The sequence below is a fragment of the Halobacteriovorax sp. YZS-3-1 genome (genome assembly GCF_047084945.1).
GTDB lineage: Bacteria > Bdellovibrionota > Bacteriovoracia > Bacteriovoracales > Bacteriovoracaceae > Halobacteriovorax_A > Halobacteriovorax_A vibrionivorans.
The window spans coordinates 545661-562104 of the sequence record NZ_JBKIYI010000001.1 but is presented as its reverse complement, the minus strand read 5'-3'; the positions used below and the strand labels follow the sequence as shown (position 1 = coordinate 562104).

Genomic DNA, 16444 nt, shown 5'->3' with positions numbered 1-16444 from the left:
GAAAGCACCATGTGTATAAAAAGTGAACACATTGGGGTATTTTGTATAAACTTTAAGTAGTTATAAAATGTGTTTTGTACAAACACTTTGCTAGGATCGTGATTATGTCGATAAAAAATATAAGTAAAAAGGCCCTCTTAGTTATCCTTGATGGTTTCGGAATTAGTGAAAACACTGAAAAGAATGCTATTAGAGACGCAAAAACACCAACGATTGATAAGTTGTTTAAGACTTATCCATATACAAATATTCAAGCAGGAGGAGTACTTGTTGGACTCCCTAAAGGTGTTGTTGGTAATTCTGAAGTTGGGCATATGAACCTAGGAGCAGGTCGTGCTATTAGGCAAGACTTGGTTCGTATTAATGAGTCGATAAAGAAGGGCAACCTTTGTAGTCAATATCAACTTCAAAAGCTTATTGATACAGCAAAGAAGAATAATAATCGCATCCACCTTTTAGGACTTCTTTCTGATGGTGGGATTCACTCACATATAGAACACACTAAAGAGATCATTAAATGTCTTAAAGAAAGTGGTATTGAAGTCTTCGTCCATGCTTTTATGGATGGAAGGGATACTCCTCCGGCCTGTGGTGATATGTACTTAAAAGATATCGTTGGATATGAAGGCAGCCACTTTGCTTCAATGCAAGGGCGCTCAATTGGAATGGACCGTGATCGCAGATGGGAAAAGATTAAAAAGTCTTACGATATGTATTTAGGTAACGGGGACATTACAGATCTTTCTCCTATGGAATATCTTAATAGCGAATATGAAGCTGGAAGAACTGACGAATTTATTGCACCAGCATTATTTAATAAAGACTATGCTATTAAAGAAGGTGATTGTGTCTTCTTTACAAACTTTAGACCAGACCGTGCAATCCAGCTAACCTTAGCATTCAATTATCCAGAGTTCAGTGAATTTGAAAGGCCTTTCTTTCCTGCAATGTTTCTTTGCATGACTCCTTATATCCCTGATGAAATGGATTTACCGGTTCTCTTTGATAAAGAGAAACTTAAAGGAACAATGACAGAGTACTTAAGTGACCAAGGCCTAAAACAATTAAAAATAGCCGAAACAGAGAAGTATGCTCACGTAACTTTCTTTTTTAATGGTGGTGAAAAAGAGCCTTTTGCAGGAGAAGACCATCTTCTTATTCCATCACCAAAAGAAGTTTCAACATATGATGAAAAGCCACAAATGAGTGCTCCAGAAGTTACTGAAAAACTCTTAGCAAAAGTATCAAAATATGACTTTTCTGTTGTTAACTTTGCAAACTCAGATATGGTCGGCCATACAGGAAATTATGAAGCTGCTGTACAAGCGATAGAGACTCTTGATGAGTGTCTCGCAAAACTTTATAAGAAGTGTGAAGAGGAAGGGATAACAATGATTATCACAGCTGATCATGGAAATAGTGATCAAATGGTTCATAAAGATGGAACTCCTCACACAGCTCACACTGGAGCTCTTGTTCCATTTTGTGTCGTTAACGAAAAATTAAAAGATAAAGCTTTTACAATTGCACCGGGTGAACATTCATTAATGGATGTATCTCCTACTTGTCTCTATATTATGGGACTTCATCAAGCACCTAGCTTTACTGGACATCATATCTTTGAATAGGAAATTTTATGAGTGAAGAAACAAAATCAAATAATAATATAAATAGAATTGCAGTACTATGTAGTGGCGGTGACAGCCCAGGAATGAATTGTGCAATTCGCGCTGTAGTTAGAACTTGTCTAGCTAATGATATAGAAATATTTGGAATACGTCGGGGCTATGCAGGTCTTCTCGAAGGTTCACAACATCAAATGGATACAGCAAGTGTTGGAAATATTCTCCAAAAAGGTGGAACGATTCTACAAACCTCACGCTGTCCAGAGTTTATTAAACCAGAGATTAGAGCTGAAGCTGCACATATACTAAAAAGGAAGAATATTGATGCGCTAATTGTTATTGGTGGTAATGGATCATTCAATGGTGCATGGGAGTTACATAAGGAGCATGGAATTCCTGTCGTTGGAATCCCTGGAACGATTGATAATGATATCGAAGGAACTGACTATTCAATTGGATTTGATACAGCAGTGCAAACTGCAATCGAAGCTGTCGATAAGATCCGCGATACGGCCCACTCTCACGATAGAACGTTTATCGTTGAAGTTATGGGAAGAAAGTCTCCGGCCATCGCTCTTCATGTGGGACTTTGTACTGGTGCTGAAAATATTATCTTTCCAGTTCAAGAAGAAAAAGAAGTTGATATCGACACAATTGCTAATGATATTAAAAGAGGTCTTAAAAGAGGCAAAGGCTCTTCAATTATTATTGCCTCAGAAGGTGAAACAGAAGGCCTTTCACATTATGTTCACAATGAACTCCTTGATAAGCACAAGCTCGATTCAAGAGTATGTATCCTAGGCCATATTCAACGAGGTGGAAACCCTACTGCCAGAGATCGTTTCATTGCAACCCAAATGGGACATCTTGCTGTGAAGTCACTTCTTGCTGGTGAGAAGGCCAGTGTAACGGCAGAGCAAAATGGACAAGTTGTACTAGAAAAACTTGAAAACTGTCTTGGTAAGAAGTTTGAAGTTGAAGAAAAGTATGTTGAAATTGTAAAAACTCTATCAAAGTAATTATATGCAAAAAGTATCAAACAAGAATTTATTTATTATCTTTACTATTTTATTTTCAATTTTTTACCTATGGGATATTGGAAACCTCAGTGCACCTCGCCAGGGAACTGAATCATTATATGTCCAAATTTCACAAGAGATGTATGACACCAATAATATAATGACACCTCACTATAGAGGAGAAAGACATTGGTCAAAACCGCCATTTCATTTTTGGATGCCATTTCCACTTTATGCACTAATGGGTGAATCATCTCTGACGGGGGCCCGCGCTTCTCAAGCAATCTTAACGATTATTCTAGCAGTCTTTACTGCCGGCTGGTTAAAGAGAAGATTTCGAATTGAGCCGCTCTTAACCCTCGCCTTCTTCTTAGGAGGCTATGGTGCAATTAAGTTTGGCCGTACTTTCATGATGGAGACATCACTTTCACTGCTTCCATTTATTAGTTCGCTTTTTCTTTTTGATTATATAAAAGACAAATCTAAAAAGAGTTTTATCTTAGCAATATTATTTGGTGGAGCTGGTGCTTTAATAAAAGGCCCCGTAACTATTGTCATGAGCTTTCTTGCGATGAGCTGTTATCAACTATTTCTATACAAGAAAGATAAAAAGTTCATTATCAAAGAATGCTTTTTCTACTTCTTGGCCATAACGATTCTTAGTTGCTCTTGGTATTTTGCAAGTTACCTAAGCTACAAGGAAGAATTCTTTAACTACTTCTTTGTAAGGGAGAACCTTGGAAAATTCGGAAAAGTTCCAATGCCAATGTATAAGGTATTTCAAGGGCTATTTCTTTATACTCTACCATGGGTATTAATTCTTCCTCTGACTTGGAATAAATTAAAGGAAAGCTTTAAAGGCCTTAATAAAGAAACATATTATTTCTTCTTTCACTTTGTGTGCTTCTTTGTCGTATGGCTTATACCTTCACAGAGATCTCATCACTATGCAATTCCAGCAGTGCCATTTTTTATGACATTTCTGTTATTACAAGTTGATCTAGATACTCTTCGAGAAAAATCAAAGTATGTTCTAGCTCTTGTAACACCATTGAATCTTTTATTTTTAGTGATCAGCTGTATTCTTGTATACTTTTCAAATGGTGTAATGATTGCTGTTAATCTTATCTTTTTACTTCTAATCGTTACCTCAATGATTGCTATTGCAAAGAAGAATGTCTTAATTGGATTCAATACAATTGGACTTTATTTAATCTTTCTTTGGTCTATTGTTATTTCACAATTCTATATTCCAGCAGTACCTGAAGGAGCAAAAAGTCTCTTCAAAGACAAGAGGGTTGCCCTTGTTGATCGCAGATCTTATTTCTACGAACAATCTCTTGAGATGAATATTGAACCGATTAAAAAGCATCAAGTACAAGATTTCCTAAATAAAGAAAACGCTGTTGTAATTGCTGCCATCTCAAGAATCACACCTGAGATAAGAGACTCTCACAGAGTTATTGCAAAGTGGAATAAATGGGTAAGACGAGCTAGATGGCGTCATATAAAAGCGGCCCTGACACAACGTTCATACGAGCCTCTAAAGGAAGATGTCTACTTACTTATGAAGTAATGCTTTCTCATCATTTCAATGATCCAGTCTGGATCATCAATTGGTAAATCGTGTCCTGCTTGTTCATGTAATTCAAGTGGGGCACCAAGTTTACGAGAAATTTCCTGACTACATTTATAATGAGCAAGCTTGTCTTCTTTACCGGCCAAGACTAATGTTTTTGCTTTAATACTTTGAGGAAGTTTGTAGTGAGAAGCTGCAAACACTTGTCTTAAAAAATTAATTCTTCTTAAAGGCTTATCTTCAAAGAACTCAGCGTAAGCATCAAGTAAATCTTCTGGTAGCTCTTTCATTTTTACAGTTAGAGATAAGGCTTTCTTCTCACGATCTCTTGTGTCTTTATTAAAGATTAACTTTGAAAATGTTCCAATTGCCTCAAAAGATAAGCGATGGAAGATACTTGCAGTGTCTCTAGTTGATGTATTAAGAAGGACAAGATTTTTAAAATCATCTTCATAGCGATCACACCAATCCAATGCCATCATTGCACCCATTGAAATACCGATGACACCCCACTCTCCAGGGTGCTCTTCTTTCAGTTTGAGCCAATCACTTCTTAAATCTTCAACATACGTTGAGATTTTAAGCGGTGAATTCTCTTCATTCTTACTTCCTACTCCAAGGTAATCTAGAGCAAAAACATTTTGTGTTTCATCCATCTCGTGAAGATAGTCAGGAAACTTATACCAATGGCGACTCTCTCTAGCGAGTCCTCTAAGTAATAACCAGTTCACAGTGAATTCTCCTTAACCCATGCTTTTGAACTTCCGACAGCGCGAAATAAGAATTTAATTAACATGATATGTCTTCTCATAGTTCGATCATAACGATGAGATTTTATCGGATTAAAAAGTCCTTCTCTTCTAAAGATTTGCAAAGGATTCTTCTTAACCCAAATCCAACTTCCCATCTCCAATGTTAAGGGTATATAAACTCCATCAGGATTTTCTTGTATATACTCATCGTATAGGTAATCCCATACGTCACCTTCAATAGTGTAACTTTCTGATGTTGGCTCAATCTGATAGATATGGTGTGGATGTGTCTCATTTAGAAGCTGTTCTAAATTCTCCATTTCCGTTATATTTTTAAATGGCGTCAATGTCTTAGAGTAGGGATACCATAAACGATCTTTGAGTCCGAAGCCAGAGTGGAAATCAACAGAGATGGCCCTCTTTGCTTGGAAGATATTCTTACGACAATAATTAACGAGGGCCTGTAGCTCCTCTTCCATTGCAGCATTTTCTTGCCCTTGATACCAAGGAAGCCTCGGCGTCAGCCTTTGCCCTGAAAGGAGAAATTTCTTTTTCTCTAATGCTTTTACAGGAGCATTTCTCATAAGATCAACATCATTAGCATTGGATCTTCTATGATGATACATCCCCCATGGGTTAATGAGCGGGATTGAAATAATTCGATATTTTTCTAAACTTCTTCTTAACTCTTCATCCCAAGATAGTTGCTTAAACAAAGATGTTAAGTAAGTTACCACAACTTGAGTCCCAACTTTTTCAAGTCCATGAACTCCTCCAAATAAAGCTAATACCGGAGCGCTTGGGTCATCGCTTCCAATCTCAAAACTATGGATCGGAAAGCTATCACCGTTGTGGTTAATTCTCGTGATTTCTTGGTATCTAACAAGTGGGTCTTCGATTTTTGTTAATTCACCTATGGCATGTAACTCATCGAAGTCTTTCACGATGCTACCTTTGAAAAGTCTTTATATTATATGGGGATAAGAAGATAACAAAGAACATTGCACAACTTACTAGCTCAATAACTTCACCCTTCTTACCATGATCAATCGTTAAGAAAAGAAGATACATCGCAAGAAAGAAGAATGTATGAATTAGCTTTGGTACGGGTACTGCAAAGTCATCAATGATATATTGTACAAAACCAATTGTGCGATAAAGGACTGGTAAAATTAGAACGTAAACACCAGATATAATTCCAGCAATTAAACCAAAGATAACTTTATTGATTTTGAAATCACCAAATTTTAGATTGTGTAATGTAATATCATTTTGCGTATTGTATTGCTGAAAGAACTCTGGAGAACCTAAATCGAATATTCTCTGCCCCCAAGCAATCTCTTCTCCAAAACCGAAGAAGAATAAAGCGGCAAAGGCCAAGAGTGAAAACTTAAATAACTTAGACTTACTATCCTTTAATTTAAAGAATCGCCATAGGCATAGAATTGAAACAAGTAATAAATAAATAGCTTGCTGCATCTCCAAGAAACCATCTTCTACTGTATAAACTCCAGCAAACCAATTCGGGTTTGAAGCAGCAAAATACATCCCAAAGAAAACCATATGGGCAATTGATGTCATGATTATAATTTCTAATTTTCCAACTTGATCTTTAAATACGCTCATTTGGCCATTATAGTCAGCTCCTAGACTTATGGCAATATAGAGAAGATAACGCACTCAGTAATTTCTTTGGTTAAGAGCACTTTGGTAACTGGGCCCAACCTGTCACATAACGCCTCGATAATTTTTCTCTTCTCATCTTCCATGAATCATTATCAACCCCACAGGCCATTGAACGAATCATACCGCTCCCCTCACGACGGTTAATTTCATCAACAATTTTCATAAGCTTTGCGCTACGTGGATCATCTAACTCTTCAAAGAGACTTTGTTGAATTACCTCATCATCTGAAAAGTCTCCAAGCTTAACTCCGGCCTTTTTAAAACAAACACCCATTTTAAAAAGATCATCGAGTGCAGACCAGGCATACTTGATAATCTTTCTTGTATCAGATGTTGGCCCAAGAAGCTTAACTTTATCCTTACCGTAATAAGGTACTTCATTTAATTTATGTGGATCACTATGACAATAAACTTCAATTGTTGCACACAAGCTACGCTGTGCTCGCATCTTCTCACTTGCATTAGTTACATAATTTGCAACTGATTCTCGCAGGCTTTTAAGATCAACAACACTGCCACTAAAGGTACGAGAGCAGAGGATCTCTTTCTTCTTTGGCCGACATTCCTCTAATTCGTAACAGGTTATTCCCCTTAACTCATCTTGAGTCATACGACCAAGTTTAGTTAAAGTTCGCTGTATAACTTTTATATTCTTAAAGGCCTTAAAATCATAAGCCGTTTTTATTCCCAAGGTCCTAAGCTTTACACTATTCTTTCTTCCTATCCCCCAAACATCTTCAATAGAAACTCTTTTAAGGGCTACATCTTGTAATCTTTCATCGAGAAGACAGACAACGCCATTGGCTTTTTCTGATTTCTTGCCGATATGATTTGCAATCTTTGCAAGTGTTTTAGAAGGTGCAATCCCAATACTGACAGGAATTCCAGTCCACTGTAAAACCGTCTCTCTAATGCGATGGCCATAGGCCACAAGGTCTTCATCCATCCCCGTTAGATCAAGAAAGGCCTCATCAACAGAGTATATTTCTAAAGAAGGTGCAAAACGGGCCAAGACATTCATCACCCGATCACTGATATTTGTATACAGAGAAAAATTAGAAGAAAAAACATGAACATTGTGTGATTCACAAAGCCTCCTTACCTTGAAATAAGGGTCTCCCATTTTTACACCAAGGGCCTTTAGCTCTGGTGTACGAGAGACAAAACATCCGTCATTATTTGATAAAACCCCTACTGGTTTATTTCTAATTTCTGGCCGAAATAACCTTTCACAAGAACAGAAGAATGAATTGCAATCCACAAGAGCATAAACCTTCTGCTTATTATGACTTCCCATTTAAAGTTCCTTCATATCGCGTGCCACTGCTACAATTGGCCCCCACACCAAGAAGTCCATCTCATCAGTGATGGTGATATCTCGATGCAAGGGATTGTGTGAGCGCAAGATGACTCTCCCATCTTGCTTAATGAAACGCTTACATAGAAACTCTCCATCTAAGTAGACAATAGCAACTCTTCCACTTTTAACTTCTAAGGAGCGATCGATGACCAAAACGTCACCAGGAATAATCAATGGCTCCATCGAGTCTCCTTGAGCTTCAAAGAAGAAAGTCGCTGAACGATTTTGGACAAAGCGCTCATCTAAAGACTGATAATTTTCAATGTGGTCCTCACTGATTCCAAAGAGGCCACAATTTGCTACTGGAAGTTTCTTGTGCGTGTTCATAAGATTCATTATAACTTACGCATAACTTACGCACAAGATAAAAGAAAACCTTTCCTAATCTATTAAAATTCAACAACTTATGATGCATCTGGGAACTTAATGATCTCATCAAGGGGAATAAAGTACGTAAGTCCTCTTAAGTCATCATTGTAACTGGCGATCACCTTAAGTTTTAAGTCATCCAATCGATGAAGAAAGTCTGATGATGTTTCATCAAAGCGAAAGGGCTCAATCTTACCACGTGTTGAAATCCTTCCTGCACAAAGACAATCACTTAAGTTTTGAATAGGAAGAACACCGGCCATGGACCAATAGAGAATAAGAAGTGGTAACTCAAGCCAGCGATAAAGTTCTTCTTTAGAACTAAGAGAGCCAAGAACCGTATTATCATCAATACAAAGAACATAGCGTTTAGGAGCAATTTTCAAATTATACTTCTTTGATAGAAAGATAAATTTTTCTTTAATGGCCTTTCCCTTTGAACCAAGCCCCACTATTTCAAGGCCGGGTATCCCCTTAGATGAATAGCCATACATCTCTGTTAAATGGGCCTTACTTCCCAATGGCAGTAACCCAAGCATTTGTTTGTGCATACTCTCCTCCGATTAGGATGAATATATGCAAGGAATGAAATTTAACGGAAGTTATAAATTAGTAGAATTAGGAATCTTTGACTTTGATTGAAAGAAACATTTTAAACGAGGAGGGTAAATTTCTAGAATCATAGAAGTGGAAAGATCAAGAGAGTGAGCAAACTCAGACTTTAACTCATTACAAGATTCATTAGTATTCTTACAAAACTTCGAATACTTCCCCTTACATACAAGCTCAAGGATGACAGTATCAGAGAAGTGACATGCAATTTTACCATCAACGAGATCAAAGCGCGCCTTAGTATAATTTAAATTACCTGTGTATTTCTTTTCACAAAAATTAGAGATTTCAAATGACTTGCCCATGCAGTCAATTTTAGAAGAAGATTCTTTACTAGCGAGTAAGGCATCCTTTACGCCAAAGAATTCACATACTTGCGTGTATGAGAAGAGCTTGCGGTCTGCCCCCGTAACAAGTTCACTTGTCACATTGGCAAAAGCGAAGAATGGAATAAGCAGTAAGATATATCGCATAAAAAAGGGCACCTTATAAGTGCCCTCTATCTTACAAGAAAAATATTAACCTGGGAAGAGCCCTCTAAATCTCATTGCTCTCTCTAATCTTTTTAGAGCAGCAACGAAAGCGGCCTTTTTCATATCGATATCATATTTCTGATGAGCTTCGTAAACGTTCTCAAAAGCATCTTTTAGAATATCGTGAAGTTTTCTATTGATCTCTGATAGATCCCAGAAGAAATTCTGAAGTCCCTGAACCCATTCAAAGTAAGAAACGATAACACCACCAGCGTTACAAAGAATATCTGGAACTAAGAAACAACCATTCTTAGTTACGATATCAATTGCAGCTTTATTAAGTGGACCGTTAGCACCTTCAGCAATAATCTTTGCCTTAACTTTATGTGCATTCTTTTCAGTGATTACACCATCAATTGCAGCTGGGATTAAGATATCAACATCAAGAGCGAAAAGTTCTTCGTTAGAAATTTTCTCTACTCCATCCATGTCTGCTAGTAGGCCACCTTTCTTAGTCCATTCAAGTGCAGCATTAATGTTTAAACCATTTGGGTTATAGATTGCGCCAGAAACATCTGAAACCGCAACAATCTTTGCACCTTGTGCTTCAAGATCATGGGCCGCAGGAACGGCAACTTTACCAAAACCGTGAATAGCAACAGTTGTGCTTGTATCGATTTTCATTCCTAATTTCTTAGCAGCAAAGTTTACACAAAAGGCAACACCTTTACCTGTAGCTTCACTACGACCAAGAGATCCACCAACTGTAATTGGCTTTCCTGTTACAACACCTGGAACAGTATAACCTTTTAGTTGTGAATAAGTATCAAGCATCCACGCCATAGTTTGTCCGTCTGTTCCAATATCTGGAGCAGGGATATCTACTTGTGGACCAATGAATGTATTAATTTCTGTTGTGTATCTTCTTGTTAAACCTTGAAGTTCTTGACGAGAAAGTTTTGTTGGATCAACACAGATTCCACCTTTTGCTCCACCTAGAGGTAGACCAACAAGTGCACATTTGAAAGTCATTAGCATTGCAAGACCAGCAGTTTCGGCCAGGTCAACGCCTGGATGATAACGTACCCCACCTTTTCCAGGTCCAAGAGTCATATTGTGTTGAACTCTGAATCCTTGAAAAGTTTTAACAGTACCATCGTCAAGACGAATTGGAACTGCAACTTGAAGTGCTCTTTTTGGGTGTTTAAGTCTGTCGGCAACGTTTGGATCGAGTCCCATAATTGCGGCAGATTCTTCTAATTGCGCGATGGCATCCTGATATAGTGGATTATCTAGAAGATTGCTCATTTTTTTTAACTCCGTTATACGTAAAATAATTCCTAATTTACTCCAATTATAACGGATGAGCTAGTAAATGCATGGGGCAATTACTGACTTTTTTTGCCAAATTCGGTTAATTAGAAATTGAATGGAGTTGAGTAATTTAAACGTAACTCGTGCGACGCATTACTTCCTCCAACAATATCTTTTGCCGAAGCTCTAGCAGAGAGTCTATCTGTTAAACCTTGTTCTACATAAAGCTCAATATTTGTTCCAGCAGTATAGTAATCAACTGAGGCAATCGTGCGAGTTTCATTAAAATTCTTTCTTACTTGCATCATTAGACCATCAGATAGAGATAGAAATGTATTAGCATCGACAAATGGGTTTTCGATTTTAATAATAGCAAGACCCTTAAGTACCTTTGCTCTAAATTTAACTTTAAAGTTATCTGAAATTTGTGCTTCAGACTCTGGTGTTAACGTTTCTTTCATCTGACCAACTTGGGCCATTGTTGAACCTTTCTTTGCCCTTTTAATTGAGCCAGAAATTCTCTTATCAATATACTTTAAAAAATTCTTATTAAAGTAGCGCTTTCTCTCATCAATAGTTGAGAGCTTATGAAATGTTGTGGAAGTTAGATCCCAATTTCTAACATATTCATCTCTTGCCTGCATTTGATGATAATGATTCGACATCCTCTTTAGAACACCTGCGTGATCATATACAAAAACATAGTCGAGAAATGTTTTATAATCTTCTGGTTTTGGAGCAAAGTCCACATCAGCGTAAAAACTTTGTGGGGTACGCTCTTGAAGTTTGACTTCAACTCGAGGGTTAAAAGACTTAAAAAGAGTTAAATCTTTTTTCACTTCGCCTTTAGCAAGTGTATTACATGTGAACAGAAGCAGTGATAACTGTATAAATCTTGAACACTGTGTAGAAATTTTACTCTTGTTTTTCGCTGTGTTTAGCATGTTAAGTCCCTCAAATTACATTAATAAACTATTCAGTTACTAATATAAGTTGCAAGGGTCATGCCAAGGATGAATAGCTTCACCCTTGGCCATGCTTATGTCTTACATATCGACGATATTTTGTGTTTCTTTGAGGAGCTCATTAAGTAAGGACTGAGTTTTCTTATCCAGCTTCTTACCTTTAGCTTGTGACTTTAATGTCTTAATAAATGCATTTGCCGTAAGTCCTTTTGGAACAGTTGGCTTTTTCTTCTTTCTACCTGGCTTAATAACACCACCATCTTTGATGGCCTTCTTAAGTTCAGCTCTTTTTGTTAACTCACCTTTATAAAGCATTTTAGTGAGCTTTGTTTTAAGTGGGCTTTTCTCAAGAGCATCAAGTTCTAGAAGTACATACTTTTCAATATTATGAGCTTTGGCCGCTTCTTTAATTTTCTTACCCATTTTGGCAATCATTAAAGACCTGTGAACTTCAGACTTTGAAATACCAAGAGCAGCTTGAATTTTTCTCTCACTCGCCTTCGTTGCTTTTTGGTAATTTAAAATACCATCGGCCTTATCAATATAGTGAAGTGCTTCACGTGATGAGTTCTCAGAGAATTGAATTGCCATAAGCTCTTGTTCATTCTTCTTATCAAGAATAAAACAAGGACACTTCTCTTTTTCAATAAGAGACATGGCACGGTAACGTCTCTCACCACAAACTAATGTTAGTCGACCAAGCTTATCCTTATGAAGAACAAGTGGTTGAATTAGACCATTTTGTTTGATGTTTTCAGCAAGCTCTTTTAGAGAACTATCATTAAATTTAGTTCTTACCTGCTCTTTTACAACAATCTCTTTTAAGTAAACTTCATCTAGCTTCGCTCCTTGTAGAAGACGATCACCAGAAAGTCTCTCCATTACGGAGCTATCGAGATTATCTGTTAATTTTAAAGTTTTTCTTTCTTTCTTAGAAACTCTTGGAGCAAATTTTTTTGCCATAAATTCCTCTTCCCTATGTTGAGACTATTTTCTTTTAAAGAGGGCCAGTCACACACACATGGCCCCTTTAAAAGCGAAACACATCCGTGTGTCTCAAAATATTATAGATTTAATGATTCCCAAAGCTTTTGGTAATCTTGATGTCCGCGCGACTTCTTCCCCATTTTACAAATAGGTCTCTTTAATGAAATCGATTCTTGCATCTGAACAAGATTACGAATTGGTGGTGTAATGTTAAAAGACTGAGCAAGTTCTTCTAGTCTTTGCTTTTCAATCTTTCTTCTCGCATTAACCATTGATGGAATGATTGAGAATTCTAATGAAGAGTTCTCAGTCTCTTTGATAATTTCAAAAGTATCCATTAACTCTTCTAGACCATCAATAGAGTAATCTTGAGCCTGTGTTGGAATTAGAATCTTATTACTTGCAACAAGTGCCATAATAAGTTCATCACCAAGCATTGGAGGTGTATCGATTACAACGTAATCAAACATTCCCTCTGGAATTTGCTCAAGTCTTAGCCTCATCAGTCTCTCCTTACGGCCAGCTTCTTTTCTAATCTCACCTTCTGAAAGAATCAGAAGCTTTGATAGATTGGCCATATGACGACTTGATGGAATAACAGTAATATTCTTATGAAATTTACCCTTACCTTCTGAAGGCACCATAACGTCTTCGATAGTAACGTCACCGATTAACCACTCAGGAATAAGAGTTCTGTGAATCTGTAAATTAAATGTTGAACTTAAATTGGCCTGTGAATCTAGGTCAATAACAAGTACCTTGTGACCTTTATTGGCCAAGTGAGTCGCTAATTGGTAGCACTGCATTGTTTTACCAACGCCACCCTTGTTATTTGCAACCGTTATAACTTCCATGTAAGCTCCCCTGGTCATCCATTTGACCAATATAAAAAACTATCTATATAAAATGTTAAGAAAAGTATCACGCAACGTCAAATACCTGATTAAACAATTTGAGCCCCATCAAATCTATTTTTAGACGCACATGGTAAATTACTCATAAGGTGACAGCTTGTGAGGAATGTTCTAAATTCCCAAACGTCGTATTAATAAAAGGAGTAACGCATGATTAACTTTATGGAAGTTGGTGAATTAAAGGATTTAATGGATAAGAATACAGACCTTATTCTTGTGGATTGCCGAGAGCAAGATGAGTGGGATGCAGGTCATATTGAAGAAGCTATTTTTATTCCACTATCAGACTTCGCTAATCAATATGCGAATCACTTAAAAGATAAGAGTAAAAAAATTGTTGTTCAATGCCGTAGTGGAAAGAGAAGTTTAAATGCTTGCCAATTTCTACTGGAAGAAGGTTTTGAAGACTTATACAACCTAGAAGGTGGAATCCTTGCTTGGGGAGAAAGTGGTTACCCAATTAAGGCTTAATCAATAAATTAAAGGAATAAATATGTTAGATCTTTTCGGAAAAGAGGAAGTTCACCGTCCAATAATTTCTCAAGAAGAATTATCAGACGAAGAAGTGCTAGTTGAACTCAGAAAGATTAAAGAGGAGCTTAAGGACGAAGTTGTTGTTCTTGGCCACCACTATCAGCAAGATGACGTTATTGAGTTTGCTGATTATAAAGGTGACTCGCTAAAGCTTGCTCAAGATGCGGCCCTACTCAAGGATAAGCCATATATCATTTTCTGTGGCGTTCACTTCATGGCAGAAACTGCTGACATGCTTACAGGAGATGACCAGCACGTCATCCTTCCAGATATGCAAGCAGGTTGTTCAATGGCCGACATGGCAAACCGAGAAGAGATTGATAAAGCATGGGACTTCATGCGCAAATCAACTAACGATAAAATTATTCCTATTACTTATATTAATTGTGCTGCAACTTTAAAGTCATTTGTTGGTGAAAACGATGGAACAATCTGTACTTCATCAAATGCACAAAACATTATCAAGTGGGCCTTTGATCAAGGTCAAAAACTATTATTCTTTCCAGATCAACACTTAGGAAGAAATACTTGTCATGACCTAGGAATCTCACTTGATGAAATGGTTGTCTACAACCCTAATATGCTTAATGGTGGGCTAACGAGCGAACAAATCGATAAGGCCAAAGTTATTCTTTGGTACGGATTCTGCTCAGTTCACCAAGGCTTTACAGCAACACAAGTAGAACAAATAAAAAAAGAAAAACCAGATACAACTGTTATCGTACATCCTGAGTGTAACTTTGATGTTGTACAAGCGGCACACGATAACGGCTCAACTGCTTACATCATCAATAAGATTAAAGAAGCACCAGCAGGCTCAAAGTTTGCAGTAGGAACAGAGATTAACCTTGTTAATCGTTTAGCAAATGATTTTCCTGATAAAGAAATCACTTCACTGTCACCTTACCAGTGTTTATGTACAACAATGTATCGAGTAAGACCGCGTTGGCTACTTGCCAGCTTTAGAGCGATTAAGGAAAATAAACCTATTAATATAATTAAAGTAGATGACAAGACTAAGGAATACTCACTGAAAGCATTAAATAAAATGCTTGAGTTAAGTAAATAGGTTTTACACACAAGAGAGAGAGGGATTTAAACATGCAAGAGATTTACGCTGACTACAATGGCAGTGCTCCAATTTGCAATGAAGTAAAGGAGTACATTATTAACCGCCTAAACAAGGGGCCATTTGCTAACCCAAATGCCACACACCATGTTGGAACACGCGTGAAGGTGGCCATGGAAAATGCACGCTCTGTATGTGCAAAGCTTCTCGGTGCTCAAATGAGTCAACTTGTATTTAACTCTGGCTCGACAGAAGGTATCTCAACTGTATTTCAATCTGTACTTTTAAATAATCCAAAAAAGAAAATAATCATCTCTGGGATCGAGCACTCAGCTGTTACAAACAATGCTCTTTTCTACCAAGAAAATCACGGCCATGAAGTCTATACATTACAAACGAAGCCAAATGGAATTGTTGATGTAGAAGACCTCATTAATCATATCGATGAAGACACTGCACTTGTTGCGGTGATGGCAGCAAATAATGAAACAGGTGTTATTCAACCTTACTTAGACGTTGCAAAAATATGCCAAGAAAAAGGTGTTCCTTTCCTATGTGATACAACTCAATTTGTAGGAAAGACTGAATTTAACTTTGCTGACTCGGGAATTGATTACGCTGTAGTGGCCGGACATAAAATTGGTGGCATGACAGGCTCAGGCTTAGTTCTTGCAAAAGATCCAGCAACTTTAAAACCTCTCATTATTGGTGGAGGACAAGAAAAAGGTCTTCGTGGTGGAACTCAAAACTACCTCGGAAATGAAACTCTTGCCGTTGCCCTAACATATGCAATGAATAATCTACCAAAATATGAAGCCATTAATACTAAACGCCAACAATTTGAAGAAAATATTAAAGCTAAGTTTCCACAAATTGTTATCATTGGTGAAGATGCCCCAAGGCTTTCTTCAACATCATACCTTTCAATGCCAGGAATCCATGGCCAGGCCGTGCAAATGGAGCTTGAATCTGAAGGAATTTATGTAACAACATCATCAGCTTGTTCTGACAATAACCCTCAAACTTCTAAAGTTCTTAAGGCCATGGGAGTAACTGACGATATTGGTCGAGGTGTTGTGAGAATTTCTTTAGGGCTTTGTAATGATCCTGCCCTCTATGATAGAATCGAAAGTGCATTAATAAACGCTTACGAAAAACTATCAAAGATAAAAAGTTATTAAGACAA

At 37.3% G+C, this 16444-nt stretch carries 17 protein-coding genes; 6 read left to right on the top strand and 11 right to left on the bottom strand.

The features are described 5' to 3' along the window. Positions 1-104: 104 nt before the first annotated feature. From gpmI to ACMAZI_RS02830, 3 genes are read left to right on the top strand one after another with little or no spacing between them, the layout of a single operon-like run. A complete protein-coding gene (gpmI, locus tag ACMAZI_RS02840; RefSeq protein WP_114705700.1) occupies positions 105-1628 on the top strand; it encodes a 2,3-bisphosphoglycerate-independent phosphoglycerate mutase in 1524 nt (507 codons plus the stop codon). 8 nt (positions 1629-1636) lie between these two features. Continuing rightward, complete coding sequence (gene pfkA, locus ACMAZI_RS02835; RefSeq protein ID WP_199506604.1) at positions 1637-2644, top strand: 6-phosphofructokinase; 1008 nt, start codon at positions 1637-1639, stop codon at positions 2642-2644. A gap of 4 nt (positions 2645-2648) precedes the next feature. Continuing rightward, positions 2649-4220, top strand: a complete 1572-nt coding sequence (locus tag ACMAZI_RS02830; protein WP_412473810.1) for an ArnT family glycosyltransferase — start codon at positions 2649-2651, stop codon at positions 4218-4220. On the opposite strand, the gene ACMAZI_RS02825 is transcribed toward ACMAZI_RS02830, so the two are convergent. From ACMAZI_RS02825 to ACMAZI_RS02775, 11 genes are all read right to left on the bottom strand, one after another. Next, entirely contained in the window at positions 4202-4954 is a 753-nt protein-coding gene (locus tag ACMAZI_RS02825; protein ID WP_114705702.1) for an alpha/beta fold hydrolase, read from the bottom strand. The two genes, ACMAZI_RS02830 and ACMAZI_RS02825, sit on opposite strands and share 19 nt — an antisense overlap. Further along, positions 4951-5919 (bottom strand): DUF2817 domain-containing protein, encoded by a 969-nt coding sequence (locus tag ACMAZI_RS02820; protein ID WP_162929694.1) that lies wholly within the window; start codon positions 5917-5919, stop codon positions 4951-4953. Before ACMAZI_RS02820 ends, ACMAZI_RS02825 begins: the two co-directional genes overlap by 4 nt. 4 nt (positions 5920-5923) lie before the next feature. Further along, the gene (locus ACMAZI_RS02815; protein WP_114705704.1) at positions 5924-6601 is read right to left on the bottom strand and encodes a hypothetical protein; all 678 of its coding nucleotides are present in this window, start codon (positions 6599-6601) and stop codon (positions 5924-5926) included. Between the two features lie 70 nt (positions 6602-6671). After that, positions 6672-7958 carry a Y-family DNA polymerase gene (locus ACMAZI_RS02810; RefSeq protein ID WP_114705705.1) on the bottom strand — a complete coding sequence of 429 codons (1287 nt, stop codon included), beginning with the start codon at positions 7956-7958 and terminating at the stop codon, positions 6672-6674. Continuing rightward, the gene (locus ACMAZI_RS02805; RefSeq protein ID WP_162929695.1) at positions 7959-8348 is read right to left on the bottom strand and encodes a LexA family protein; all 390 of its coding nucleotides are present in this window, start codon (positions 8346-8348) and stop codon (positions 7959-7961) included. A 77-nt stretch (positions 8349-8425) separates the two neighbouring features. After that, positions 8426-8941, bottom strand: a complete 516-nt coding sequence (locus tag ACMAZI_RS02800; protein ID WP_120405459.1) for a hypothetical protein — start codon at positions 8939-8941, stop codon at positions 8426-8428. Between the two features lie 51 nt (positions 8942-8992). Continuing rightward, positions 8993-9475, bottom strand: coding sequence for a hypothetical protein (locus ACMAZI_RS02795; RefSeq protein ID WP_114705708.1), 483 nt, complete (start codon positions 9473-9475; stop codon positions 8993-8995). Between the two features lie 45 nt (positions 9476-9520). Next, positions 9521-10783, bottom strand: coding sequence for a Glu/Leu/Phe/Val family dehydrogenase (locus ACMAZI_RS02790; protein ID WP_114705709.1), 1263 nt, complete (start codon positions 10781-10783; stop codon positions 9521-9523). A gap of 110 nt (positions 10784-10893) precedes the next feature. Further along, the gene (locus tag ACMAZI_RS02785; protein ID WP_120405461.1) at positions 10894-11628 is read right to left on the bottom strand and encodes a hypothetical protein; all 735 of its coding nucleotides are present in this window, start codon (positions 11626-11628) and stop codon (positions 10894-10896) included. A gap of 207 nt (positions 11629-11835) precedes the next feature. Beyond that, positions 11836-12717 (bottom strand): ParB/RepB/Spo0J family partition protein, encoded by an 882-nt coding sequence (locus tag ACMAZI_RS02780; RefSeq protein ID WP_114705711.1) that lies wholly within the window; start codon positions 12715-12717, stop codon positions 11836-11838. Positions 12718-12818: 101 nt separating this feature from the next. Then, positions 12819-13595, bottom strand: a complete 777-nt coding sequence (locus tag ACMAZI_RS02775) for a ParA family protein (protein ID WP_158536760.1) — start codon at positions 13593-13595, stop codon at positions 12819-12821. A gap of 210 nt (positions 13596-13805) precedes the next feature. Here ACMAZI_RS02775 and ACMAZI_RS02770 point away from each other — a divergent pair, with 210 nt between their 5' ends. The 3 genes from ACMAZI_RS02770 to ACMAZI_RS02760 are packed head-to-tail and all read left to right on the top strand — an operon-like array spanning position 13806 to position 16439. Further along, positions 13806-14126, top strand: coding sequence for a rhodanese-like domain-containing protein (locus tag ACMAZI_RS02770; protein WP_114705713.1), 321 nt, complete (start codon positions 13806-13808; stop codon positions 14124-14126). Between the two features lie 22 nt (positions 14127-14148). Further along, positions 14149-15258, top strand: coding sequence for a quinolinate synthase NadA (gene nadA / locus ACMAZI_RS02765; protein ID WP_120405463.1), 1110 nt, complete (start codon positions 14149-14151; stop codon positions 15256-15258). Positions 15259-15290: 32 nt separating this feature from the next. Then, on the top strand, positions 15291-16439 hold the full coding sequence (locus ACMAZI_RS02760; protein WP_412473811.1) for a cysteine desulfurase family protein: 1149 nt from the start codon (positions 15291-15293) through the stop codon (positions 16437-16439). The last annotated feature ends 5 nt before the right edge of the window (positions 16440-16444 follow it).

Bases quoted from the DNA above. Each gene is read 5' to 3' on its own strand.
- gpmI (WP_114705700.1), top strand. From the start codon at position 105: ATGTCGATAAAAAATATAAGTAAAAAGGCCCTCTTAGTTATCCTTGAT.
- pfkA (WP_199506604.1), top strand. From the start codon at position 1,637: ATGAGTGAAGAAACAAAATCAAATAATAATATAAATAGAATTGCAGTA.
- ACMAZI_RS02830 (WP_412473810.1), top strand. From the start codon at position 2,649: ATGCAAAAAGTATCAAACAAGAATTTATTTATTATCTTTACTATTTTA.
- ACMAZI_RS02815 (WP_114705704.1), bottom strand. From the start codon at position 6,601: ATGAGCGTATTTAAAGATCAAGTTGGAAAATTAGAAATTATAATCATG.
- ACMAZI_RS02810 (WP_114705705.1), bottom strand. From the start codon at position 7,958: ATGGGAAGTCATAATAAGCAGAAGGTTTATGCTCTTGTGGATTGCAAT.
- ACMAZI_RS02805 (WP_162929695.1), bottom strand. From the start codon at position 8,348: ATGAACACGCACAAGAAACTTCCAGTAGCAAATTGTGGCCTCTTTGGA.
- ACMAZI_RS02800 (WP_120405459.1), bottom strand. From the start codon at position 8,941: ATGCACAAACAAATGCTTGGGTTACTGCCATTGGGAAGTAAGGCCCAT.
- ACMAZI_RS02795 (WP_114705708.1), bottom strand. From the start codon at position 9,475: ATGCGATATATCTTACTGCTTATTCCATTCTTCGCTTTTGCCAATGTG.
- ACMAZI_RS02790 (WP_114705709.1), bottom strand. From the start codon at position 10,783: ATGAGCAATCTTCTAGATAATCCACTATATCAGGATGCCATCGCGCAA.
- ACMAZI_RS02780 (WP_114705711.1), bottom strand. From the start codon at position 12,717: ATGGCAAAAAAATTTGCTCCAAGAGTTTCTAAGAAAGAAAGAAAAACT.
- ACMAZI_RS02775 (WP_158536760.1), bottom strand. From the start codon at position 13,595: ATGGAAGTTATAACGGTTGCAAATAACAAGGGTGGCGTTGGTAAAACA.
- ACMAZI_RS02770 (WP_114705713.1), top strand. From the start codon at position 13,806: ATGATTAACTTTATGGAAGTTGGTGAATTAAAGGATTTAATGGATAAG.
- nadA (WP_120405463.1), top strand. From the start codon at position 14,149: ATGTTAGATCTTTTCGGAAAAGAGGAAGTTCACCGTCCAATAATTTCT.
- ACMAZI_RS02760 (WP_412473811.1), top strand. From the start codon at position 15,291: ATGCAAGAGATTTACGCTGACTACAATGGCAGTGCTCCAATTTGCAAT.